This window comes from Natrialba chahannaoensis JCM 10990 (genome assembly GCF_000337135.1).
GTDB classification, from domain to species: domain Archaea; phylum Halobacteriota; class Halobacteria; order Halobacteriales; family Natrialbaceae; genus Natrialba; species Natrialba chahannaoensis.
On sequence record NZ_AOIN01000046.1, the window covers coordinates 140,108 to 161,686 of the forward strand.

The 21,579-nt window shown below is 62.2% G+C and carries 19 protein-coding genes and 1 tRNA gene; 10 read left to right on the plus strand and 10 right to left on the minus strand.

The genetic code is table 11. The features are described 5' to 3' along the window. Positions 1–2: 2 nt before the first annotated feature. Together wecB and C482_RS08085 are read right to left on the minus strand one after the other, a co-directional pair. Complete coding sequence (gene wecB, locus C482_RS08080; RefSeq protein ID WP_006167047.1) at positions 3–1,118, minus strand: non-hydrolyzing UDP-N-acetylglucosamine 2-epimerase; 1,116 nt, start codon at positions 1,116–1,118, stop codon at positions 3–5. Further along, positions 1,118–2,200 carry a DUF354 domain-containing protein gene (locus C482_RS08085; RefSeq protein WP_006167048.1) on the minus strand — a complete coding sequence of 361 codons (1,083 nt, stop codon included), beginning with the start codon at positions 2,198–2,200 and terminating at the stop codon, positions 1,118–1,120. Before C482_RS08085 ends, wecB begins: the two co-directional genes overlap by 1 nt. 640 nt (positions 2,201–2,840) lie before the next feature. Between C482_RS08085 and C482_RS08090 the strand changes: the two genes are divergently transcribed. Further along, entirely contained in the window at positions 2,841–4,310 is a 1,470-nt protein-coding gene (locus C482_RS08090) for a hypothetical protein (RefSeq protein WP_006167049.1), read from the plus strand. Positions 4,311–4,413: 103 nt separating this feature from the next. Here C482_RS08090 and C482_RS08095 read toward each other — a convergent pair whose 3' ends face one another. The 6 genes from C482_RS08095 to C482_RS08120 form a co-directional block, all read right to left on the minus strand. Then, positions 4,414–4,998 (minus strand): DUF7110 family protein, encoded by a 585-nt coding sequence (locus tag C482_RS08095; RefSeq protein WP_006167050.1) that lies wholly within the window; start codon positions 4,996–4,998, stop codon positions 4,414–4,416. A 148-nt stretch (positions 4,999–5,146) separates the two neighbouring features. Further along, positions 5,147–5,491 (minus strand): glutaredoxin family protein, encoded by a 345-nt coding sequence (locus C482_RS08100; protein ID WP_006167051.1) that lies wholly within the window; start codon positions 5,489–5,491, stop codon positions 5,147–5,149. Between the two features lie 122 nt (positions 5,492–5,613). Next, entirely contained in the window at positions 5,614–6,081 is a 468-nt protein-coding gene (locus C482_RS08105; protein ID WP_006167052.1) for a DUF6691 family protein, read from the minus strand. Beyond that, the gene (locus C482_RS08110) at positions 6,081–6,635 is read right to left on the minus strand and encodes a YeeE/YedE family protein (protein WP_006167053.1); all 555 of its coding nucleotides are present in this window, start codon (positions 6,633–6,635) and stop codon (positions 6,081–6,083) included. Before C482_RS08110 ends, C482_RS08105 begins: the two co-directional genes overlap by 1 nt. Positions 6,636–6,782: 147 nt before the next feature. Next, positions 6,783–7,580: a M14 family metallopeptidase gene (locus C482_RS08115; RefSeq protein ID WP_006167054.1), complete on the minus strand. Its 798-nt coding sequence runs from the start codon at positions 7,578–7,580 to the stop codon at positions 6,783–6,785. A gap of 160 nt (positions 7,581–7,740) precedes the next feature. After that, positions 7,741–8,316 (minus strand): DUF309 domain-containing protein, encoded by a 576-nt coding sequence (locus C482_RS08120; RefSeq protein ID WP_006167055.1) that lies wholly within the window; start codon positions 8,314–8,316, stop codon positions 7,741–7,743. A 231-nt stretch (positions 8,317–8,547) separates the two neighbouring features. Here C482_RS08120 and C482_RS22320 point away from each other — a divergent pair, with 231 nt between their 5' ends. Then, on the plus strand, positions 8,548–8,676 hold the full coding sequence (locus C482_RS22320; protein WP_241431902.1) for a transposase: 129 nt from the start codon (positions 8,548–8,550) through the stop codon (positions 8,674–8,676). Positions 8,677–8,802: 126 nt separating this feature from the next. On the opposite strand, the gene C482_RS08125 is transcribed toward C482_RS22320, so the two are convergent. Then, entirely contained in the window at positions 8,803–9,126 is a 324-nt protein-coding gene (locus tag C482_RS08125) for a peptidase associated/transthyretin-like domain-containing protein (protein WP_006167056.1), read from the minus strand. Between the two features lie 212 nt (positions 9,127–9,338). Between C482_RS08125 and C482_RS08130 the strand changes: the two genes are divergently transcribed. The 3 genes from C482_RS08130 (at position 9,339) to C482_RS08140 (ending at position 11,766) form a co-directional block, all read left to right on the plus strand. Beyond that, positions 9,339–9,421 (plus strand) — tRNA-Leu (locus C482_RS08130). 291 nt (positions 9,422–9,712) lie between these two features. Continuing rightward, positions 9,713–10,558, plus strand: coding sequence for an inositol monophosphatase family protein (locus tag C482_RS08135; protein WP_006167057.1), 846 nt, complete (start codon positions 9,713–9,715; stop codon positions 10,556–10,558). 80 nt (positions 10,559–10,638) lie between these two features. Continuing rightward, a complete protein-coding gene (locus tag C482_RS08140; protein ID WP_006167058.1) occupies positions 10,639–11,766 on the plus strand; it encodes a DUF63 family protein in 1,128 nt (375 codons plus the stop codon). 66 nt (positions 11,767–11,832) lie between these two features. On the opposite strand, the gene C482_RS08145 is transcribed toward C482_RS08140, so the two are convergent. Next, positions 11,833–12,654 carry a TrmB family transcriptional regulator gene (locus C482_RS08145; RefSeq protein ID WP_006167059.1) on the minus strand — a complete coding sequence of 274 codons (822 nt, stop codon included), beginning with the start codon at positions 12,652–12,654 and terminating at the stop codon, positions 11,833–11,835. 84 nt (positions 12,655–12,738) lie between these two features. Here C482_RS08145 and C482_RS08150 point away from each other — a divergent pair, with 84 nt between their 5' ends. The 5 genes from C482_RS08150 (at position 12,739) to C482_RS08170 (ending at position 21,475) form a co-directional block, all read left to right on the plus strand. Then, on the plus strand, positions 12,739–14,628 hold the full coding sequence (locus tag C482_RS08150) for a COG1361 S-layer family protein (protein WP_006167060.1): 1,890 nt from the start codon (positions 12,739–12,741) through the stop codon (positions 14,626–14,628). A gap of 4 nt (positions 14,629–14,632) precedes the next feature. Further along, a complete protein-coding gene (locus tag C482_RS08155; protein ID WP_006167061.1) occupies positions 14,633–17,047 on the plus strand; it encodes an efflux RND transporter permease subunit in 2,415 nt (804 codons plus the stop codon). A 301-nt stretch (positions 17,048–17,348) separates the two neighbouring features. After that, positions 17,349–19,760 (plus strand): amino acid permease, encoded by a 2,412-nt coding sequence (locus C482_RS08160; protein ID WP_006167062.1) that lies wholly within the window; start codon positions 17,349–17,351, stop codon positions 19,758–19,760. A 115-nt stretch (positions 19,761–19,875) separates the two neighbouring features. Next, complete coding sequence (locus C482_RS08165) at positions 19,876–20,835, plus strand: NOP5/NOP56 family protein (RefSeq protein WP_006167063.1); 960 nt, start codon at positions 19,876–19,878, stop codon at positions 20,833–20,835. Next, positions 20,828–21,475 (plus strand): fibrillarin-like rRNA/tRNA 2'-O-methyltransferase, encoded by a 648-nt coding sequence (locus C482_RS08170; protein ID WP_006167064.1) that lies wholly within the window; start codon positions 20,828–20,830, stop codon positions 21,473–21,475. Before C482_RS08165 ends, C482_RS08170 begins: the two co-directional genes overlap by 8 nt. Positions 21,476–21,579: the final 104 nt, after the last annotated feature.

Sequence of the window (21,579 nt, forward strand, 5' to 3'; positions counted from 1 at the left end):
TCCTACGCGCTGGTTAACGGTGGTGCTTCGAGCTGGGGCTCCGTTTCGCCGTCGTCGAGGTGCTGCTGGAGTAGACTGATAATCCGCTGGCCGGCGAGCCCGTCGCCGTAGGGCCGTGGGGTCGACCGCGGTACCCAGTCCGACGTGAGCGCCTCGCGAATCGCGGCCGTCTCCGCACCGACGAGCCGATTCCAACCACACTCGACCGTCTCGACCCACTCAGTTTCCTCGCGCAGCGTCACGCAGCGCGTTTCGAGGAAGAACGCCTCCTTCTGGACGCCGCCGGAGTCCGTCGCCACTCGTTCTGCGGTGTCGAGCAGTCGGACGAAATCGAGATAGCCGAGTGGCTCGATCAACTCGAGTTTGCTTTTCGCACGCTCCCAGAGACCGTGTTCTTGCAGTCGATTGACGGTGCGCGGGTGGGCGGGGAAGACGACCGGCAGGGGTGCGTCGGCGAGGCCGTCGAGTATTGCCGCGAGGTTCTCGGGATCGTCCGTGTTGCTCGCACGGTGAACGGTAGCAAGGATGAACTCGCCGGGTCGTGCGCTGAGGTCGTCGAGAATCGTCGATTGGCCGGCCGAGCGCTCGCGGGCGTCGAGGATAGCGTCGTACATCACGTCGCCGGTCCAGTAGACGTCGTCGGTGATCCCCTCGTCCGTCAGGTTTCGAATCGCGTCCCTGCTCGGGGCGAAACAGAGGTCCGAAGCGTGATCCGTCAGGATGCGGTTGATCTCCTCGGGCATCGACCGGTTGTCGCTCCGGAGACCGGCTTCGACGTGTGCCACGGCGACATCGCGTTTCGAGCCGACGATTGCACCCGCGAGTGTCGAGTTCGTGTCGCCGTAGAGCAGGATCACGTCCGGCTCGGCCTCCTCGATGACGGGCTCGATTGCTGCGACCATCCGTGCAGTTTGTCGACCGTGGGTGTCCGACTCGATGCCGAGATTGTACTCCGGTTTGGGAATCTCGAGTTCGTCGAAGAAAACGTCGGACATCTCCTCGTCGTAGTGCTGGCCGGTATGGACGAGAACCTCCTCTGCGACCTCGCGAAGCGTTCGGGAGACGACGGCGGCCTTGATGAACTGGGGTCTGGCCCCGACGATGGAACAGACGCGCATCAGTCCGCACGCACCCCCGTTACGTCGACCGTAGCCGGTTGTGTACTCGGCTCGCTGTAGGACTGGGCGACGGACGTGATGATCTCGGTCAGGTTGACCATGTCCGCCGTGTAGCTGTCACGTCGCTTCGCCCACGTCTCGGCTGTTGACTCGTCCGAAAGCAACTGCTGTGCGCGGGCGAGGACGGTCTCGAACTCGCTGCAGTTGTCGATGAGTCCGTGCTCCTCGAGTTCGAGGAAGTTCCCCATGTCGTCCTCGCCGACGAAGGAGTTGGAGCGGATCGCGGGCGTCCCGAGTAGCGCGGACTCGGTGACCATGGTCTGTGTGTCGGCGACGAGTAGCTCAGCCTCCGCCAGCGCGTCATGGATTCGTGCTGGATGGAGATCGTATGGACGCACATCGAGTTCATCGAGAGCCATGTCGCCGCCCTCATCCGAGACAAAGACGGTTGCGTGGTCGGCGAGTGCTGACAGCAACTGCCGGCGCTGGTCGACCGAGAACCCGCGCTTGCCGACATCGTGGTGGCCGTTGAACGCGTTGAGTCTGACGATGACGTACGGTTCGTCCGCGTCGACGCCGAGATCCGCTCTGACCGATTCGTCCGCCTCGAAGACATCGGGATGGAGGTACGCCGATTCCTTGAAGCCCCGGAACCGGTAGTGCTTCGTGCCGAGGTCCTTCCGGAACGCCTCGGGTGTTAGAATCGCGCGCACGAAGGGCTTCGAGACCACGTGGTCGAGCGAGGGTTCGGAGTCGAGCACGGCGACCGCTGGTGCGCGCGTAATCGTACCCGTGTAGGCGGCGTAGGGTCCAATTCCGAAGACGACATCGGGATCGAACTGACGTGCCTGCCGAGCGATCGTCGAGAGGTGCGCCGGCACCTCCCACAGGAGCGACTGGAGCGAGTCGCTGCGATCCCCGTAGGTTTCGTAGGGCACGTCGTGGTACGAGAGTAGCGCCTCGGTGCACTCGTCGCTGCGCGCGAGCACGAGCACCTCGTGACCCGCGTCCTCGAGCCGTGACACGGTGTGTTTGTACAGGTGGACGTGTGCCGGCGTGTTGTTAAAGAAGAGACAGCGCACGACGGATCACCTCGTGAATCATGCACTCTCGGCTTCTCGAAAGGCCCCTATCGTTATCAGCGCGCTACCGAAAAGAAGCACGTTACTTGCCTGAAAGTCTTGTTTTCGAATACGTCGAGTCAAAATATGACGACAATGATCGTGACCAGTCGCTCACCGTGTGTGGGAGCAAACGGTTCGAAAGAACTGACTACCGCGTTCGACCCGACTGTTCAGGATGCGTAACCGACTAAAACAGCGAACCGTCACCGTGATACATACGTCCGTTTCGAAAAACGCGACTGGTAGTCGACTGCTTGCTTCTGGCCGACGCAGTGATACGGCGTGCTTACAGACGGAAAACGGCGACTACCGGCACTCACTTCCCGGTCGCGTTCAACGGCAGCGCTGCTATTCGTCGGCCCCGACTGCAAGCGTCGGTCCGGTCTTATCCCCGGCTCGGACGAATCGACCCACCCCGATGCTTGAGTCCACCCAGTCTCGTGCCTCCGGTCCGCTGACGAGGGAGGGCACTCGAGTAGCAGGTGAGTAGCGAACTGGCCAGCAGATGAGAGTTGATGATGACGAAGCACGAAGGGATCGCATCTTGGACGCCAGACGAAAAGTTATTTTAGCACGCTAGCAGTCATCACCGAATAATATGGTCCCCAACCCTCCCTCGCTTACCCGTCGACAGCTCCTCGCAGGAGCCGCTGGCGGTGTCGGACTCACCGGGAGCGCGGTCGTCGCCCTCGGCGCAACGCGGCCGACAGCGCTGCCGAACAGTCTGGTCGACGTCGCGACGAACTACTACCCGAAGCCCCCTGCATCGAGTGAACTCTGGCAGCCGACGGTAACCGAGGCGCACGCACGTATGGCGGTCGAGTTGCTCGCGGAGACCGAAGCGGAGTCACTCGAGCGCTGGGACGAGATCGATGCCGACGATCGACGGATGCGCAGTTCAGGTGGCTGGCTCGGTACTGCCGAGGACTCACTCGCGGACGGCGAGTACAACGAGGCACTGTCCAACGCCTTGTATGGAATGCAGTTCGCCGGGGAACACTTGGGAGAGGCGCAGGCGAAACAGGATGCTGTTACACTCGAGGAACTTGCCGGGAGGGCGTTCGAACTACTCGATCGCATCGATGCAGTCATCGCGGATATCAGCGGCTATCCGGTCCTCGATCCGGAGCGCGATCTGGCCTGGTACACTCAGATCGAGTCCGAACTGCAGGTCGGTCGAGGACGGGCGGGATGGTCTGACCTCGAGGCGTTCGAGGAGTCTGCTGGGGAGGGTGACGATGGCGATGAGGGCCAGGATGGGGGTGATGGTGAGGATGATGATACATCTGATTCTGATGGGACCGACAACACAGCCAACGACACCAGACCTGACATCGACGACTACGATCCCCGCGATGTCGGTGACATAACCGCCGGCCTCCTGCAGGCCGAAATCCACGTTGAAACTGCTGAACGCTACCGCGACCGTCTGTGGGACGACGTTGGCGTCGATGGCGGCGACGCCGCCGAGGCTCGCCCGCATGCCGACCACCTCGAAACCGTTCGCGATGAGGTGACCAATGAACTCGAGTCCATGCCCTCACGCGACGAGGTGCAGCCGTCGTATATCGACGATGATGGAGAGCGCTACGGCCCCTACGAGTTCGCACACGACCGTCTCGCCAGATGGGTGTTTCCAGCCGGGATGTCCGTTCCGTGGCGCAGATCGGTCGATGACGACTTTCTGTTGTTGCAGGTACTCGGGCTGAGCCGAGGCCTGGCCGACTGGCGAGCCCACGAATTCGCAGTCGAGAACCTCGTTATTGAACCCGACGACGACGATTTCGATCCCGGTCATCTGCTGGACGAACAACGCCGTGCGCGGTCGACGTACGAGTCAACCATCGAAGCAAATCAGACGCCGTTTCTGGTTGTCCTCTCCGAGCAGGGGATTGGGGACCTCCGAGTGACAGACGTGAGTCGGAGTTCGTGGGAGGGATACGAGGATGAAGAGGGGGCGTGGACGCCCTGGAACGAGCGCGTACAGAACTACCTGCACGCGCTTCTGGGACGAGCGAGGCTGCGCGAGTATCCTGATCGATACGATCGACTCGTCGGCGGTGAGTGAGCACAAAGTGCGAGCGACAGATGGCCGACTGCTACAGGTGTGAGCGACGAGAGAGCGTCGCCACTCGTGACGCGAAACCAGCGGGAGAAGTGTCTTCGACCCGTTAGTCGCTGATGAACTTGTTATCGCGCCAGTTGACACCGGACTCGCCGGAGCCGTGATCGCGTGGCCCTTCGACGACTTCGATGTCCGCGGGTCGCGTCTCCCCGTCGACGATTCGGGTCGCCTCGAGGTCGCCGTCGCGCTCCGAGATCGCCGTCAGCGTCCCCTTCTCGGCCGCCGATGCGATCTCACAGAGGACGAGGAACATCTCGTACTGCAACAGCGAGTTCTGGAGCACCGTCTCGCGGTCGCCCTTGAACGCGGCGTACTCGACAAGTTCGGACTCGATCTCCTCTTCTTCCTCCTCGTCCCAGCTAAAGGACTTCTGGCGGCGCTCGTCCGGATCCTCCTCGTACACCCGGTTTTCCGTGACGCTCGCTTTCAGCTGGGCCGTCGGCGTGTACTTGCTTACCGACTGATCCTCAGCGACCGCCTTGAGGATCAGCGTATTGTTTCGTCGCGTGATCTCTACATCGTCAATGCCGTCCGGGTAGGCGGCCTCGTCGATGTGGTCGCGGAGATCTTCGAGTGGCAGTTCGAGCGTCGAGTGGAGCCGATAAACGTGTCTGGATTCCTCTGTTGACATAGTGGGAAGGTGTGAAGCGACAGTCGTTGGGTGATACTACGGGCGCGGGGCTTATATGGTCTGCCATTGCGACCGTGAGTGACAGATCCGCCTAACCGGTCGTCAGCCAGCCGAGTGACCAGCCGAAGGCTGCACAACGGACCCGCGATCACGCCGTGTCCAGCGTCTCTGCAAGCTCGCCGCGCTCCTCGAGTTCCGCGAGAATGTCCGAGCCGCCGACGAACTCACCGTCGACGTACGTCTGCGGGATGGTCTCCCAGCCACTGTGCTCGTTGAGTGCGACGCGGTACTCGTCGAGGGACTCGAGTACGTCGACGGTTTCGAAGTCCTCGCGGTGCTCGGAGATGAGGCCGAGCGCGCGGCGGGAGTAGCCACACTGGGGCATGAGCTCGGTGCCCTTCATGAAGAGGACGACCTCGTTGTCGGCGATGGTTTCCTCAACCTGTTCGGTGACTTCCTCCTGATCGAGACCCTGGTTTGGTGGAAAGTCCATTGTCGAGTAGAAGTATGATCGTGATGGGGATAGACCTTGCGTCCGCGGCCGGCATTCGCCCCGAGTGAGTGTCTGTGGGTGAGAGGTGTAGCTGGTTCCACCTCACAATCAGACTCAGCGGCTTAGTCCGCGGCCGCCGCCGGTGCGTCGCTTTCTGCGCTCGTAGAGCGCCAGTAGCCCTGTAGGTACGCGCCGACGAACATGCCTGCGATGCCGTAGAGGATGGTGATATTGCCAACGCCGAGACTCGCGTAGGCTGCGCCGGGACAGATTCCTGAGAGGCCCCATCCGACACCGAAGATGCCGCCACCGACGACGACGTTCTTGTCGAGGGTCTTCAGTCGGCGGCCATAGACAGCACCCGTCAGCGGGGCTGTGCTTCGGAACTGCTTGATGCCAAAGAACGTGATGCCGGTGACGGCGGCGGCACCGAACATCACGAACAGGAGCCCGAAGTCGTCGAACTGGAGGAAGTTGAGGACGACTTCCGGCTGGGCCATGTGGCTGAAGCCGAGGCCGAAGCCGAAGATCAGCCCGCCGACGAAGACGAGCGGCAGAAACAGTGGATGCTGTTCGTGTTCGGCGCTCATTACAGGCTCACCCCCAGCGCCGCAACGAGCTGTGCGACGCCGATCGCGATCAGCAGGAACGTCGCGACGCCGACGAACGAGGCACCCGAGGCGGATCCGACGCCACAGACGCCGTGGCCGGAGGTACAGCCCTTCCCCAGCCGGGTTCCGATGCCGATGAGCACCCCGCCGAGGAACAGCCGCCAGGGCTGGACCTCGGTGAGCCATAGCGTCAGGCCACCGACCTCCAGGAACTCACCCGTGGTCGCGGGCTGGTGAAGCGAACTCGAGACGAATCCGGATTGGAACGTCGCGGCGTAGACGAAGGCACCGGCGACGATGCCGAGGGTGAAGACAACGCGCCAGTCGCGCGACGGATGGTACTGCTGGAAGCGCGAGAGCGACGAGGCGTACGACAGCGTCGATTCGAGGAACGTGCTCGCGCCAGCCGGAATCGCAGTGCCGAGGTAGATCACGGCGACACCGAGCCCGACGAAGAGGCCGCCAAGCGCGTAGTGTTCGATCCCGTTCGGGAACAGGTCGCCGAACGCGAGTGCGAGGAGTGAGAGACTCATCACTCGCGGGAAGGGGGTCGCTGCGTATAAATGCTACAGACGCAGGGAAAATTGTAGGCGTCGGTGACACCGAGAGTGGTGCGCTCTGAATGCTGGCGTCCGTTGTGGTGACGAGGAACGAGCAACGAACAGCGAGCGACGACGGAATCAGTCGGCGATCGTCTCTGCGGTCAAGACGTCGAGTTTCTCTGCCGTATAGCCAAAGACGTCTTCGTAGCCGTTCGAGGACATAAGAATCGGGTAGAACGCTTCTTCGGCGATCTGTTTCTCGCCATCTGCAGCCGCAAAGGGGTCGCCCGCCGAAACTTCGACGAAGTTGTCGACAAAAACTTCGTACGTGTCCGCTCGCCCCTTCTGGATGACGTCGGTGAGTCGGAATACGGGCAGATCGCGACGGACGGTGTCGCCCGGCAGCGCACCTACAGCCGTCAGAAACGCGCGCGTGAGACGGTCTGCGTTCTCGGCAGCCGTCTCCGAGCCCTGCAGTCCACACTCGACTTCGATCGTCTCAACAGAGGAGAAGAGTCGTCCCTCTGCAAACATGCTCGTCTCGACCATCGCAGCGACCGGCAACTCGGGACACAGCTCTGTCGCCGTCTCCGTAACCTCATTCACGATCGCGAACGGTTCCGCGTGGCTCTGGGTCGAGTGCATCGAGAACGTCAGGCAGTCTCCGAGTTCCTCCACCAGTTCGCTCGCGAGTCGTCCCTCGTGGGTCTTCGCGTTGGGATCGCCGGGGAAGGCACGATTCAGGTCCTCGTCGACGAAGCGAACCTGTCGTTCGAGTGCTTTCTCGTTCGCGACGATCAGTTTGACCGGCCGCGTGACTGCGGGTCGCTCATCGAGTAATCGTTCGACTGCCCGAACGCCACAGGGTTCGTCGCCGTGTACGCCGGCAACAACCGCAACCTCCGGCGTCCCCGACCCGAGCTGTGCAACTTTCATTACAGACGTATTGGTTCTTCGCCCCCAAAGGACGTTCGGTCTTCGAACACTCTTTTGGCGCGTTGACACACTGTTCCACCCGCAGCGGCTGATCGAGCAAGAGCAAAGTTGGCGAGAGAGCGTCGTTTCAGCCGTCGTTTTACCCCAATTGAAGGGTCGGTCAGTCTTCGAGTGCAGCCACGTACTCGTAGTCTGCCGGTCCCGCAACCGGTCGCTTGCCGTCGATCGGAATGTGCCAATCGTCGACTCGCGCCGGGTTCTCGAGTGCGTTCGTGAGCACGGTCCGGACCTCGAGCAGGTCGACGCCGTAGAAGTCTCGCGGGACGCCCTGAAGGTACTGGAGTGCGGTGCGAAAGAGCGAGCGCAGCCCGTCGTCGTTGTCGAAGTCGATCCGCTTGTAGACGCCAGCGGCGACCTGCACCATGCCGTGGCAGAACTGGCTCTCTGTGGAGCCGCGGCCGTAGTTGTACCACTCGAGTTCGAAGCAGTCGTGACTCTCGTGGTACGCGCCGTCGTTGAAGAGTCGGACGCCGTGGAGGGTGGCGCGGCGGAGCGTGGCGTGTTCCCAGTGGCCGTCTCTAGTGGTAGCCGTGTTGTCGCCGTTGCTGTCAGCTCTACTGCTGCCGTTGCTGTCACCACTGACAGAACCACTGCCAGACCCACTCGCAGCCGGCACCCATCCAGTCGGCTCATTCGCCGGCGGCCCGACCGACGGATCGTTCGTGTGCTCGTCCATGGGTCTCGAGTACCCCTCCGAGTTCGAGCGAGTTAGTGGTGTCTCTCGATGCAGTTCGATCCCATCAGTTGATACGTCAGTGAATGGTTATTCACCACCGAGACGAGCCACCGATCTCCGTGCCGAAAGCCACGAAAACCCGGATACAGCGCATCCGACAGCCACTCCAGAGACGCTGTCAGACACAGGTAAGCGAAGTGTTTATTTCGATTGCGTCCAACGTCAGGATCAATGATTCATCCCTACGGACGGTGTCAGTGCTGTGGTGAGCGACTTTACGAGAACGTCAGCGGCGGCTATCGCTGTCCAAACTGCCGGACAGACTACGCAGCCGATGTCCTCGAGTCCCGGCTGCCGTAGCGTCGGTGTGAGCTGATTGGGTTGGGTGGTGGTGTGGTGCGATGGGGTGTGGTGCGATGGTGTGTGGATGAGATGGGGGACTCGAGTGGGCGCGTCTCAAGCCCTGCGCATCGAAGTCAATTTACGCTATCCCCGACACGCGATCGCACGCCGCGTGCGCTGTGTCGCCGCACCGGCCGTAATCGCGCGGATGAGCGTCGTGGTGGGGCGGTACGTGTGGCGCTCGGCCGATTCGCGGGTGACGAAGAGCTGCCAGAACCCGGGTGAGTGAAAGGTGAGCTGACAGTAGCCGTCGGCGTTTGTGCGCGCTGTTTTCGACCCTGTTGCGGTGCTGACTGTCGCCCCCTCGACCGGACGGCAACTCGAGTCGCGAACGCGGATGGTGAGTGGGCGTCCGATGATGGCCTCGGTGTCCGCGAGGTCGACGGTGAGTTGTCTACTGGTCGCCATGTGTGTGGCCACACAGAGCCTGTCAAAAAAGGCGGTACCTGCTGGTTAAGGCTGTTCTGAGCGTGAGTGGAGTGTTGCGCCAACAGAGTTGTACCGTGGGTAGTTCTGAACGAGGCTGGAGTGTGAAACCAGACGCAGGCGAGACAGTGCGATCGGTCGTGAGAGTAAAACCGGACCGTTTAACCCATCGACCGATCAAGTATGGCGTGCGTGCGAGGGTAGCCAAGCGGCCAACGGCGGCGGACTCAAGATCCGCTCGTGTAGACGTTCGTGGGTTCGATTCCCTCCCCTCGCATTGCAGTGAGGCGCATTCCACGCCGAACGAAAATGCACGGAGGGATCGAATGACGCCGGGGTTCTGCGCGTTGCGCAGGTTCCCGGAGGTGGTTCGATTCCCTCCCCTCGCATCGTAGCGACGTGCAAAGACGCACGGAGCGAGATGCAGAAGATCAACACGAAGTGATCTTCCCTCGCAAATTCTCCGCAAACCGATGTCAATAGCGAGAGCGCCGTCAAACAGGTCAACCCGTGGCTCGAAGTGGAGCAATCGCCACCTCTTTTCACGGCGGAACCCCGATGAGTCCTAATGAGTGATCGCGATCGCGACGAGTCGGCAGTACAGAGCGAGGGCAACGCCGCGCCACGCCGGGCAACCGTCGCCACCCAGGCGGCCGTCGCCGGTGCCGACATCGCCTACAACGCATTCCGAACCGATCTCGACGTCGAGTACAAGGACGGGAAAACGGACGTCGTCACACAGTCCGACCGCGACGCCCAGGACGCCGTCATCGACGTCATTCAGGACTCATTTCCAGACGACCCCATCGTCGGCGAGGAAAACGACGCGCTGAAAGCCGTCCCCGAAGATGGCCCCGCCTGGATCATCGACCCCATCGACGGCACCAACAACTATGTCAACGAAATCCGCGCGTTCGGCACCGCCGTCGCCGCCGTCGTCGACGGCGAGCCAGTCGCCGCGACGACCGTCTGCCCCGCGCTCGAAGATACCTATCAGTTCGGCCCCGACGGCGTCTTCCGCAACGGCAAGGCGCTGTCGGTCAGCGATCGTACCGATCCCGAAGCCAGCACCGTCTGTCCGACCTACTGGTGGGACTTCGACCAGCGTGGCGAGTACACCGCCGCCGCACGCGAACTCGTCACCCGCTTCGGTGACATCCGCCGCTTTGGCTGCGCCCAACTCGAGTTGGCCATGGTCGCAGCGGGGGCACTCGAGGGCGTCGTGACGAATAGGCAGGCGAACGCCTGGGACACGGTTGCGGGCGTTGGCATGATCCGTGCGGCGGGTGGTGTCGTGACGGATCTCGAGGGCGAGCGCTGGCGACACGACAGCGATGGATTGGTCGCGTCGAACGGCACGATTCACGAGGAGGTGCTTGCGGCTGCACAAGCGATCGAGGGCGAAGAGAACTGACCGCTGTCCCCGTGTTGGTGCCGTAGCAGAAAACGAGGAAAACCGGAAACGGTAAGCGCACGCCTGCATGCATATCGGATATGTACGAGACCGTCGAACGGTACGGCCCGCTCAAGGTCTGGGCCCTCACCGTCGTCGCACTCGCTGCCGCGGTGATATTCGCCGCGACCGCGTTCCCGGAGCGGGTGTACGTCGATATCATCTGGCAGTACTACTGGGGTCCAGTGGTCGCCGACGCCCACGGCTGGAGCGAGGTCGCCTGGGCTGGCGGCGAACAGATTCCCGCCAGCGAAGCCGGCCCTGACGCCGGCCCGACTGCATCACCGGGGTACACGTTCGTCTCCTACGCCGGCTACATCCCGACGCTCATCCTGGGTGTCATTGGGATCGTCTTCCTGATCGAGCGCCTCGAGATCGAGCGCTATCGCGCCGGCTTCTACGGACTCTTCCCGTTCATGCTCTTTGGCGGAGCTCTGCGTGTCGTCGAGGACGCGAACGTCGCCGCCTACCGCGAAACCGGTGAGCTCGCCATCCAGCTACCGTGGTCCGGCCTGCTGATCAGTCCGCTCATCTACTTCGTGGTCTTCTTCGTTGCGTTCGTCGCCGTCGTCGTCTCGGTTTGGCTCGAGCGCAACGACTACGTCCCGGGCTATGAGTACCCGCTAGGGGCGATCGGCACGGTGTTGCTCACCGGCACGGTCGGCTACCTCAGCTATCTCGCCTGGGCAGAGCCCTACGCCACGTTCTATCCGTGGCTCCTTATCGTGACACTCGTTGGTGCGACAGTCGCAACGTGGCTCACTTGGAAGGCAACCCATGCGTTCATCCCAGGCATCCACCGCGGAACGATGTTCATGGGAGCGGTTGTCATCTGGGCGCATGCCGTCGACGGCGTCGCGAACGTCATCGGCCTCGACTGGGCAACGGTGTTCGGACACGACCACAACCTGCTTCCGAAACACCCGGTGAACGAAGCGATCGTCGAGACAACTCGCTCGATGCTTCCCGAGAGTGTCGTCACGGTTACCGGTGCAGCGTGGCCGTTCCTTTTCGTCAAACTCGCTGCTGCGGTGTTCGTAATCTGGATCTTCGACGAGACGGTCTTCGAGGAGAGTCCGCGCTATACGATTCTCCTACTCATCACGGTCGTCGCGGTCGGTCTCGGTCCCGGTACGCGTGACATGCTCCGGGCGACGTTTGGCGTCTAAAGACGTCTGCTTGCGTTCTCGACGCCAGTACACCTTCCCCGACCCCACACACTCCCGCCGCACTTCTCACGTCTCATTTTCGCCGTCGGTAAACTCGTCCCAGGACACTGCCTCAGACCAGAGCTCGTCGAAACTCTCCGCCAACTCGCGCGCCGTCTCGTTGTCCCGGAAGTTAACGACTGCGAGTAGTTCCTCATCGTGGACGGGATTGACGACCTCCAAACAGACCTCGACGCCGTCGATGACGATGAACCGCTGTTGGGGAACGCGGTCAACCTCACGAACCTGTAGCCCTGCCTCGACGAGTGCGTCGAGTGTATCCGACGCACTCGAGAGGTCGCTCGCAAGCAGTCGGACTGTGAGCCCGGTTTCGAGGAGTTCGGCGAGCCGCGTCGAGAAAACGTCCCGCCACTCGGGGCCGATATCGACCGCGTCGACGGTGATCCGGATTGAGTCATCCGCGGCGGCAAAGCGCTCAAGAAGCAGGTCCTGGGCCGCCTGATCGTGGAGCGCGCTCGTTGCGAAGCCCTCACCGGTAGCACCACCCGAACTCGAGAGCTCTGTGAGTGCGTCGGCCGCTGCCGAGGCGGTGCGTTCGTACGCTGACTGTTTGTCCTTGAGTTCGTCGACGCGATTCTCAAGTAGTTGGTCGACCGCCTCAGTGGATTCGACGTGGACGTACGTGCGCGGTCGCCCATCGTCCGCCCGGACGAGCGAACGGTCGACCAGCGAGTTCAACACGTCATAGATCCGACCCTGTGGGATGTCTGATTCGGTCGCGACCTCGTCAGCGGTGAGCGAGCCGTGGCGAGCGAGCGCGAGATATGCCCGTGCTTCGTAGCTTGAAAGGCCGAGTTCGGCGAGCAATTCGATATGATTGTCGTCCATACTCCATGTCACAATGCTTAGAAACAACAAGCTTGTGGTTTGCAATAGAAAGCTTGATAGGTGAGGTGACGAAACAGTCTGGTAATGAGACGGACGCACCTCGTCGGCTTGCTTTTGGTTTTGCTCTCAGTCGGACTCGTGGCTGGTTCGCCGCTGATCGTTACAGCCTCTGACAATCCCGACTTTGATGTCTACCTCCCCGAGAACATCGTTGAGCCAGGTGAAGAGACCACGATTGAACTCGAGATCAGAAACGGCGCATCCGCCGAGGACGACACCGAGGTCGGCGACACGCCGCCCGGCGACGCTCGCGATGTCACCGTCGATGTCAGCGCAGCGGACGACGACACACCAGTCTCCGTACAGACGGAGACGACGCCGATGCCGACCATGTCGAGCCAGATGCTGCTCTCCGAGACGTTCGATATCGTCGTCGACGAGAACGCCTCGGCTGGCAGCTACGAACTCGATGTCGAAATCGACTACACCTACACGACCTCCGGCGGCTCGGAGCGCACCAGCACGGACACCGAAACCGTCGAAATCGTCGTCGACGACCGCGCACGCTTTGACGCTGATCTCATGAAGTCGGAACTCATCGTCGGCGACCGCGGGACGGTCCAACTCGAGTTGACCAATACTGGTGTCGAGAACGCGAGCGATGCTGTCGTTCAGTTCGGTGCAGCCGACCAGAACCTCCAGACGATCACGCCAACGACCGAGGAGTCAGAGCTCTCCGCCGGGACGGAGGAGTACATCGGCGACTGGGAGATCAACGAGACCGTGACGGCGACCGCGAACATGGAACTCGTGGATGACGCCGTTGCGCGGACGTATCCAGTCACCGCCACCATCGAGTTCCGTGACGAGGAAGGCGTTGACCAGACCTCACGTGAACTCCGCGTCGGTGCGCCGACGAAGGACCAGCAGTCGTTCGACCTCGAAAACGTCACCAGCGACCTCGTCGTCGGCGAGGACGGCACAGTTTCGGGCGAAGTCGTCAACAAGGGTCCAAACCCCGTCGACGGTGCGGTCATCGTCGTCGACGACAGCGGTGACAACGGCATCGTCCCTGACCTCGACGAGAGCCTTGGTAGCGGCTCGAACGTCTATCCGCGGGAGGGACAGTACGCGGTCGGCAAGCTTGAACCCGGCGAGTCTGCGCCGTTCGAGTTCCGTATCGGCGTCGGCAGCGAGGCTGAACCCGGTCCCCGCGTGATCGAGACTGACGTTCGCTACCGGAACGCTGCAGACGAGGTCCGCACGACGACCGAACCGCTCGACGCCATGGTTGATGTCGCCCCCGAGCGCGACGAGTTTGACCTCGAAGCGCTGAACGCGACGTTCGAGCGCGGCACCGGCGGCGACGTCGAGCTCACAGTGACGAACCAACTCGACGAAACGGTGACGGATATCGAGGCGAAGCTGTTCACGAACGATCCGCTCGACAGCAGCGAGGACGAGGCGTTCATCCCGGCACTCGGACCCGAGGAATCTGAAACCGTGGTGTTCGACATGTCTGTCGACGATAGCGCAATGACCCAGTCGTACCCGCTTCGACTCGACTTCCGGTATGACGACGCGCGGTCGAACTCGCAGCTGACGGATACCTATCGAGTACCGATCGATGTTGTTGAACCCGTGGATGACGGCCTCTCGACCCAGGCACTGCTGCTCATCCTCGGCGTCGTTGGCGGCGTCGGCGCTGCCGTCTGGTGGTTCCGCGACCAGCTCGCAGCTGCCGTTGAGGGAGTTCCCGTGCTCGGCCGGCTCGCCGAACGCTCGATTCCGAACCCACTCGCACGGCTGCAGGGTTCGGAAGCAGAGAGCAGCGGCGACGACTCCACCGTCGAAACGCGGTTCAGCGAGCCCGACGGCGAAAGCGAATCCGTAAGCGACGACACCGACGTGCTCGACGACCGGACGGCCGCACAGAAGGAGGCCGAATCAGACCCCGCTGAAACCGACCACTGAGACGATGGACAACGGACTCCTCCAGCGGACCCTCGGCGTGCTCACCTACTGGATTACCGACCGGCCGAAGGCGGTGATCATCTCCTTCCTGCTCGTCACGGCGCTGTTTGCCGGCGGTCTGGGCACTATCGAGATGGACGCAGACATCGACACGTTCTCTGACGGTGTCCCAGCACAGGAAGCCAACGACGCCATCGATGAGGAGTTCGAACCGCCGTTCGAATCTGACGCTCCAACAACGCAGCTCATCCAGCGCGGCGAGAACGTTCTCACGCGGGACGCGTTGCTCCGGCTACTCGAGTTCCAGCAGCATATTGAACACCAAGACGAGTTCCGCGTCACCGAAACGGCAAGCACTGCACAGGCGGTCGCCCAGTCGATCGATCCGACGGCGACCACGCTCGACGAACAGATCCAAGTACTCGAGCGCACGGACGATGGGACCGTCCGGGAGAGGGTTCGCGACCTGGCGGCAGAGCCGTCGTTTGCGGCCTCGTTGAGTGATGACTTCAATCCGGAAGATCCCTCGGCGTCGGCAACGGTCGCGACGGCGACCCACGAGAGCGATACCAACGCACAGGACGTTCAGCACCAGTTGCAGGACGCGGCCGACTCGGCCGACGGTGAGATTGTCATCTTCGGCGGTGGTGTCTTCGATTCGGAGTTCGAGAACGTGATCGAGGACTCGCTCAATATCATTGTCCCGGTCGTGATCGTGCTCATCCTGGTCTTTCTGATCGCGGCCTACCGGGATCCGTTCGATCTCGTGCTCGGACTGGTGGCGCTCGTGATGGCCGTCATCTGGACGTTCGGCTTCACCGGCTATGCGGGGATTCCGTTCACGATTATGATGATCGCGATTCCGCCGCTGTTGCTCGCGGTCGGGATCGACTTTGGCATTCACGCGGTCAATCGCTACCGCGAAGAGCGAATTGCGGGGACGAGCATCAAGACCAGCATGGAAAACGCCGCAGAGCAACTGCTCATCGCCTTCTTCATCGTCACGGGGACGACCGTCATCGGATTCGGGGCGAACGTGACGAGCGACCTCGAACCCATCCGCGAGTTCGGCTTTGTCGCGAGCGTCGGGATCACCTTCACCTTCCTCATCTTCGGCATCTTCCTGCCCGCGGTGAAAGTCTGGCTCGACCGGCTGCGCCGACGCCACGACCTGCCATCGTTCAGCACGTCCCCGCTTGGCTCCGAGGACTCGGCACTGGGCCAGTACCTCCCCGCTGGCGCACACCTCGGCAAACGCGCACCGATCGCAATGTTGCTCGTTGCCCTCCTCGTGACCGGCGGCGCAGGCGCGTACGCGACCACCGTGGACACGACCTTCGAAGAGGAAGACTTCCTGCCACCCGAGGAACTTCCCGGTTACATCGAGGCCACACCAGAGCCACTCGCTCCCTCGGAGTACACTGTGACCCAGACGATCAACTACCTCGATGACACCTTCGAAAGCGGCGAAGACGACCAGGTAACAATCTATGTCGAGGGACCAATCGCCGAAGATCACGCCCTAGAATCCGTCCACCGTGCCGGCGAGGACCCACCCTCGACCATCGTTACTGACGGCTCGACCGCCGACTCCGAGAGCATCGTCGACGTCATGCACGACCACGCCGAACGGGACGACGAGTTCGCCCACCTCCTCGCAGCCAACGACATGAGCAACAACGGCGTCCCCGACCGCAACGTCGGCCACGTCATCGACCAGTTGCTCCAGTCTGACTCGCGCGATGCCGCACTCGAGTACATCACGGAGGACCAGCGCAGCATGCGCGTGATCTACACGGTCGAGGCGGGCGCAACGCAGGAGGAGGTGTCGGCCGACGCCGAGGAGTTAGCTGCGGACTTCCGACTCGAGACGACGCCGACGGGTGACATCGTCGTCTTCCATGAGATTTCGGACCTGATCTTCGAGTCGTCGATGCTTAGTCTTACGCTGGCGCTCGTATTGACGGCGGTGTTCCTGATGGTGATCTATCACGTACTGGAGGGACGGGCCTCGCTTGGAATCGCAAATCTCGTGCCGATTGTAGTCACCGTTGCGGTGCTCGGCGGAACGATGCCGCTACTGGATCTGCCGCTGAACGCGCTGACGGGGACGGCGCTGTCGATCACGATCGGGATTGGCGTCGCCTATTCGGTCCACGTCACCCACCGGTTCATCGACGAGTTCAACGAGTGCGGCGACGGCTACACGGCACTGGTGACGACGATGCAGGGGACCGGTGGCGCGCTGACGGGATCGATGCTGACGACCCTCGGTGGTGCGGGCTCGCTCGTACTCGCAATTACGCCAATTTTGGGCCAGTTCGGCCTGGTGATGGTGATCAGTGTGATCTACTCGTATCTGATGGCAGTTATCGTTCTGCCGCCGACGCTGCTGGTCTGGGAGCGCGTTTGTGGGTAGGAGTGACGACGTGAGTTCAACCACAGGGATTGTGTGGTTCGTTCCCACACCTTCCCGACGACAAACGAACCAGTTAAGAGGAAAGTCCCACTTCGGTCGAGTATGTTTGGACTGTGGGGAAACGTGTCCGGCCAGACGCAACTCTCGATGCCGCGCCGGATTCACATCGCGTCCGGATACAGCATTGGAGAAGGATAACTCGCGGAGTATCACGCCACGAGACAACCACAACAATGACACGACCAACACAACCACACTCATTCTCGATTTTTGATTGTCGTCGACCGCGGAGGGCAGTTCGATGACCGGCAGCGACGAGGAACTCGCAAAAGACCTCGGACTGGTCTCGGCGCTCGCAATCGGTATCGGGACCATGATCGGGGCTGGGATCTTCGTCCTTCCGGGTATAGCTGCCAAGGAGGCCGGTCCACTTGTCGTGATCTCGTTTATTATCGGCGGTATGATCGCGATGATCAACGCCTTCTCCGTGAGTGAGTTGGGAACGGCGATGCCAAAAGCTGGCGGAGCGTACTACTACATCAATCGGGCACTTGGCCCGCTGTTCGGGTCTATCTCGGGGATGGGTGATTGGATCGGACTCGCCTTCGCGAGCGCGTTCTACAGCATCGGGTTTGGCGGCTACCTCGCCGACTTACTCGATGGTGTCGTTGTCCCGATCCCCGGTGTGGGGGAGCTTGCGCTCCTCCCGACGATTGCCATCGGGCCGCTCGTTCTCACCGAAATTCAGATCGGTGCGGTTATCGCCGGTGTCGTGTTCGTCGGTGTCAATTACATCGGCGCAAAGGAAACAGGCGGCATTCAGACCGCCATCGTGACGCTCCTCCTTGGTCTCCTCACGATCTTCGCCATCGTCGGCTTCTTCTCGTTCGACTGGGGTACCGTCACCGCCGACGGTAGCTACGCTCCCGAGGGTGTCGGTGCGATGCTCCCCGGTGCAGCGCTCGTGTTCGTCTCCTACCTCGGCTATGCGAAGATCGCAACTATCGGCGAGGAACTCAAGAACCCCGGCCGGAACCTTCCGATTGCGATCATCGGTAGCGTCGGTATTGTGATGGTCATCTACGCGATCCTCGTCGGCCTCCTGATGGGGCTGATTCCACACCAGGAGTTCTTCCTCGATGAAGTCGAGAACGCACCGATGTCCTACGCGGCCGAAATCGTCTTCGACTACCAGCTTCCGGTCGCCGGCTTCGAAATCCCGATCCTCGGTATCGGTGTGACGTCGATCACGCTCGCAGCACTACTCGCGACCGCCTCGAGTGCGAACGCCTCGATCCTCGCGTCCGCGCGTATCAACTTCGCGATGGGACGTGACAAGATCGTCTCTGACTCGCTCAACGAGATTCACCCGCGATTCGCGACACCGTACCGCTCGATCGCTATCACCGGTGGCCTGATCATCATCTTCATCATCGGCCTCGGTGAGACAGTCGAGATCCTCTCGAGTGCAGCCAGTGTGCTCCACCTGGTCGTCTACGCGCTGATCAACGTCTCGCTGATCGTCTTCCGCGAGACGAACCCGCCGGAGTACGATCCGGACTTCGAGGTGCCGTTCTACCCGTACCTGCCGATTTCCGGCTTCATCCTCTCGCTCGGGTTGATCTACTACATGGACAACACGGCGACCCTGATCGCCGGCGCGTTCGTCGTCTTCGCAATCGTGTGGTACTTCGCGTACGCGCGAACGGAGACTGATCTCGAGGGACTACTCGGCACGTACATTCTCGATCGATCCTCCGAGATGCCGGACGCGGCCGTGACCGCGGCGAGTGCCGTGCAACCGACCGGAAACGACGACTACACTGTCGTCGTTCCCGTCTCAAACCCACGCACCGAATCAGAACTGCTCTCGGTGGCGAGCGTCCTCGCGAAGGCAAACGGTGGTCGCGTCCAAGCTGTCCACATCGTCGAGGTGCCAGACCAGACGCCACTCGAGGAAGGCTCAGAACACATGCAGCGCATCGACGCAGAGTCCCAGGAACTGATGACGAACGTCGAGCAGAGCACAGAGATGCTCGACGTGCCCGTCGACGTTCGGACCGTCGCATCACACCGCTCGTTCGAGGAAGTGTTTAACGTGGCCGAGCGCGGACAGGCGGACACCGTCGTCATGGGCTGGGGTCGCGACCGGCCGTGGTCTGCGGGTCGCGCCGAGCGGCCGCTCGATGAGCTCACGCACGATCTACCGTGTGATTTCCTCGTGCTCAACGACCGTGGCTTCGATTCCGACCGCGTGCTGGTGCCGACCGCCGGCGGTCCGGACTCCGAGCTGAGCGCGGAAGTCGCACGAAATCTCCGTGACCAGGTCGATGCGGAGATCACCCTCCTGCACGTCGTCGATGAAGGAACGAGCCAACAGGAGGGCGAAACGTTCCTACGCGAGTGGGCAGCCGAACACGACCTTGACGATGCGGCGATCCGCATCGACACCTCCGGTGATGTCGAAGCCGCGATTTCAACGGCCGCGAGCGACCACTCACTGGTCGTTATCGGTGCGACCGAACGCGGACTGCTCTCGCGGCTGTTCCGCGGCTCGCTGGCCTACGACGTGGTCAATGAAGTCGACTGTTCGGTCTTGCTCGCCGAACGACCGACCTCACGGTCGCTTCGTGATCGGTTATTTGGCCGGAAACACGAGGGAGCTGGCGACACTGACGCCGATAGCGAAATGAAAATCGAGAGCGACACCTAACCACAGACAACTCCCGTTCTGCCCACTGCACGTTCTGCCACACCGCCCGTTCTACCACACCGTTTCCTGTACCGTTCGGGAACGCATATACGAGCCCGGTCACTACGATAGCAGTATGACTGACAGCGCCGCCGCGGAGTCGGCCTGGTTCGCGGCCGTCGATGCCGACGACTTCGAGAACCTCAAGACGCTCGACTCTCTCGACGATGCCGATGCCCGCGACTCCACCGCCGTCACTGCAATCCGCGACGGAACCGCCGACAGACCCAAGGATTGGCCGTCACTGGCCGTCGAAGCCGGAATCGCTGACGACAAGGACGAATACTACAGCCTACTGCACGCGGCGACGATGGCAACCACCCGCGCCACCGTCACCGAGCGCGAAGCCGCCGACGACCGCCAACTCGTCCACGCCGTCCGCGCCATGGACGACTGCGAACGCACCGCCAACGAACTCGCCGAACGCCTCGCCGAATGGGCCGGCACCGTCGATCCCGACGCCGGCACCGGCATCTCGTTTGCCCGCGACATCACGAGCGGCGAACACACACTCGAGTCCAGTCACGAACCGATCGCCTCGCTGGCCGAGCGCGTCGTCGACCTCGCGGACGAAGCCGACGACCTCCGGGAGTTCGTCGAACGCCAGACGCCAACCGTCGCGCCGAATCTCGCCGCCCTCGCCGGGCCGGTGCTCGGTGCCCGACTACTCTCGCTGACGGGTGGACTCGAGTCCCTCGCGAAGAAGCCAAGCGGGACAATTCAGGTGCTGGGTGCGGAGGACGCGCTGTTCGCCCACCTGCGCGGGCACGCGAGTTCGCCCAAGCACGGGATTCTCTACATGCACGACGCAGTTCGTGGGACGCATCCGGACGAGCGGGGTTCTGCCGCCCGGGCCGTCGCTGGAAAGATCGCTATTGCCGCGCGAGTTGATCACTACTCGGGTGAGCGCAAGCCGGAGCTGAAGGCGGAACTCGAGGAGCGCGTTGAGACAATTCAGGCGCGGACGAACGAGGGTGGAGGGGGCGACGACACTGCCGGCAACGGCGCTGACAACGGAGGCGGTACCGATGAGTGAGCACCTCCCTGATGGTGTCGAGCGCCACGCGTTCGGCGGCGATGGTGATGGCACCGACCGACTCGCCACCCGCGGCGAGCCCGTCTACGGCGAACCCACCGACGATGAGTGGCGCGCCTGGGACCCCAGCCGCTCGAAACTCGGCGCGATGCTCGAACTCGAGATGCAGACGGATCTGGCGGGCGACGACACCGTCCTCTATCTCGGCGCAGCGAGCGGAACGACGGTGAGCCACGTTGCGGACTTCGCCGGCCCAACCTACGCCGTCGAGTTCGCGGCCCGGCCAGCCAGAGACCTTCTTGAGGCGGCGGCCTCGCGCTCGCAGTTGTTCCCGCTGCTCGCGGACGCCCGCAAGCCCGACACCTACGCCCACGTCGTCGAATCGGATGTCGACATTATCGTACAGGACGTCGCCACGCGCGGACAGGCGCGAGTTGCACTCGAGAACCGTCGGTTCCTCGCAGACGACGGCCGACTCCTGCTCGCGGTCAAGGCCCGGAGCGAGGACGTGACTCGTGACCCGTCGGCGGTGTTCGACGACGTGCGCGAAGAACTGGAAGCAGAATACGAGGTACTCGAGACAAAGTCCTTAGAGCGGTATCACGCGGATCATCTGGGTATTGTGGCACGGCCGCTGTAGCTGTCGGGCAGGGGGTGGTGATGTTACTGGCGGTGGCAGTGGTGGTCTGGGAGTGCCGGCGACAACAGCAGTTTCGTTCGTGTTGCAGAAAGCCCATATATAGT

Coding starts and splice junctions, on each gene's coding strand:
- wecB (WP_006167047.1), bottom strand. CDS start 1,118: ATGCGCGTCTGTTCCATCGTCGGGGCCAGACCCCAGTTCATCAAGGCC.
- C482_RS08090 (WP_006167049.1), top strand. CDS start 2,841: ATGGTCCCCAACCCTCCCTCGCTTACCCGTCGACAGCTCCTCGCAGGA.
- C482_RS08095 (WP_006167050.1), bottom strand. CDS start 4,998: ATGTCAACAGAGGAATCCAGACACGTTTATCGGCTCCACTCGACGCTC.
- C482_RS08100 (WP_006167051.1), bottom strand. CDS start 5,491: ATGGACTTTCCACCAAACCAGGGTCTCGATCAGGAGGAAGTCACCGAA.
- C482_RS08105 (WP_006167052.1), bottom strand. CDS start 6,081: ATGAGCGCCGAACACGAACAGCATCCACTGTTTCTGCCGCTCGTCTTC.
- C482_RS08110 (WP_006167053.1), bottom strand. CDS start 6,635: ATGAGTCTCTCACTCCTCGCACTCGCGTTCGGCGACCTGTTCCCGAAC.
- C482_RS08115 (WP_006167054.1), bottom strand. CDS start 7,580: ATGAAAGTTGCACAGCTCGGGTCGGGGACGCCGGAGGTTGCGGTTGTT.
- C482_RS08120 (WP_006167055.1), bottom strand. CDS start 8,316: ATGGACGAGCACACGAACGATCCGTCGGTCGGGCCGCCGGCGAATGAG.
- C482_RS22320 (WP_241431902.1), top strand. CDS start 8,548: ATGATTCATCCCTACGGACGGTGTCAGTGCTGTGGTGAGCGACTTTAC.
- C482_RS08125 (WP_006167056.1), bottom strand. CDS start 9,126: ATGGCGACCAGTAGACAACTCACCGTCGACCTCGCGGACACCGAGGCC.
- C482_RS08135 (WP_006167057.1), top strand. CDS start 9,713: ATGAGTGATCGCGATCGCGACGAGTCGGCAGTACAGAGCGAGGGCAAC.
- C482_RS08140 (WP_006167058.1), top strand. CDS start 10,639: ATGTACGAGACCGTCGAACGGTACGGCCCGCTCAAGGTCTGGGCCCTC.
- C482_RS08145 (WP_006167059.1), bottom strand. CDS start 12,654: ATGGACGACAATCATATCGAATTGCTCGCCGAACTCGGCCTTTCAAGC.
- C482_RS08150 (WP_006167060.1), top strand. CDS start 12,739: ATGAGACGGACGCACCTCGTCGGCTTGCTTTTGGTTTTGCTCTCAGTC.
- C482_RS08155 (WP_006167061.1), top strand. CDS start 14,633: ATGGACAACGGACTCCTCCAGCGGACCCTCGGCGTGCTCACCTACTGG.
- C482_RS08160 (WP_006167062.1), top strand. CDS start 17,349: ATGACCGGCAGCGACGAGGAACTCGCAAAAGACCTCGGACTGGTCTCG.
- C482_RS08165 (WP_006167063.1), top strand. CDS start 19,876: ATGACTGACAGCGCCGCCGCGGAGTCGGCCTGGTTCGCGGCCGTCGAT.
- C482_RS08170 (WP_006167064.1), top strand. CDS start 20,828: ATGAGTGAGCACCTCCCTGATGGTGTCGAGCGCCACGCGTTCGGCGGC.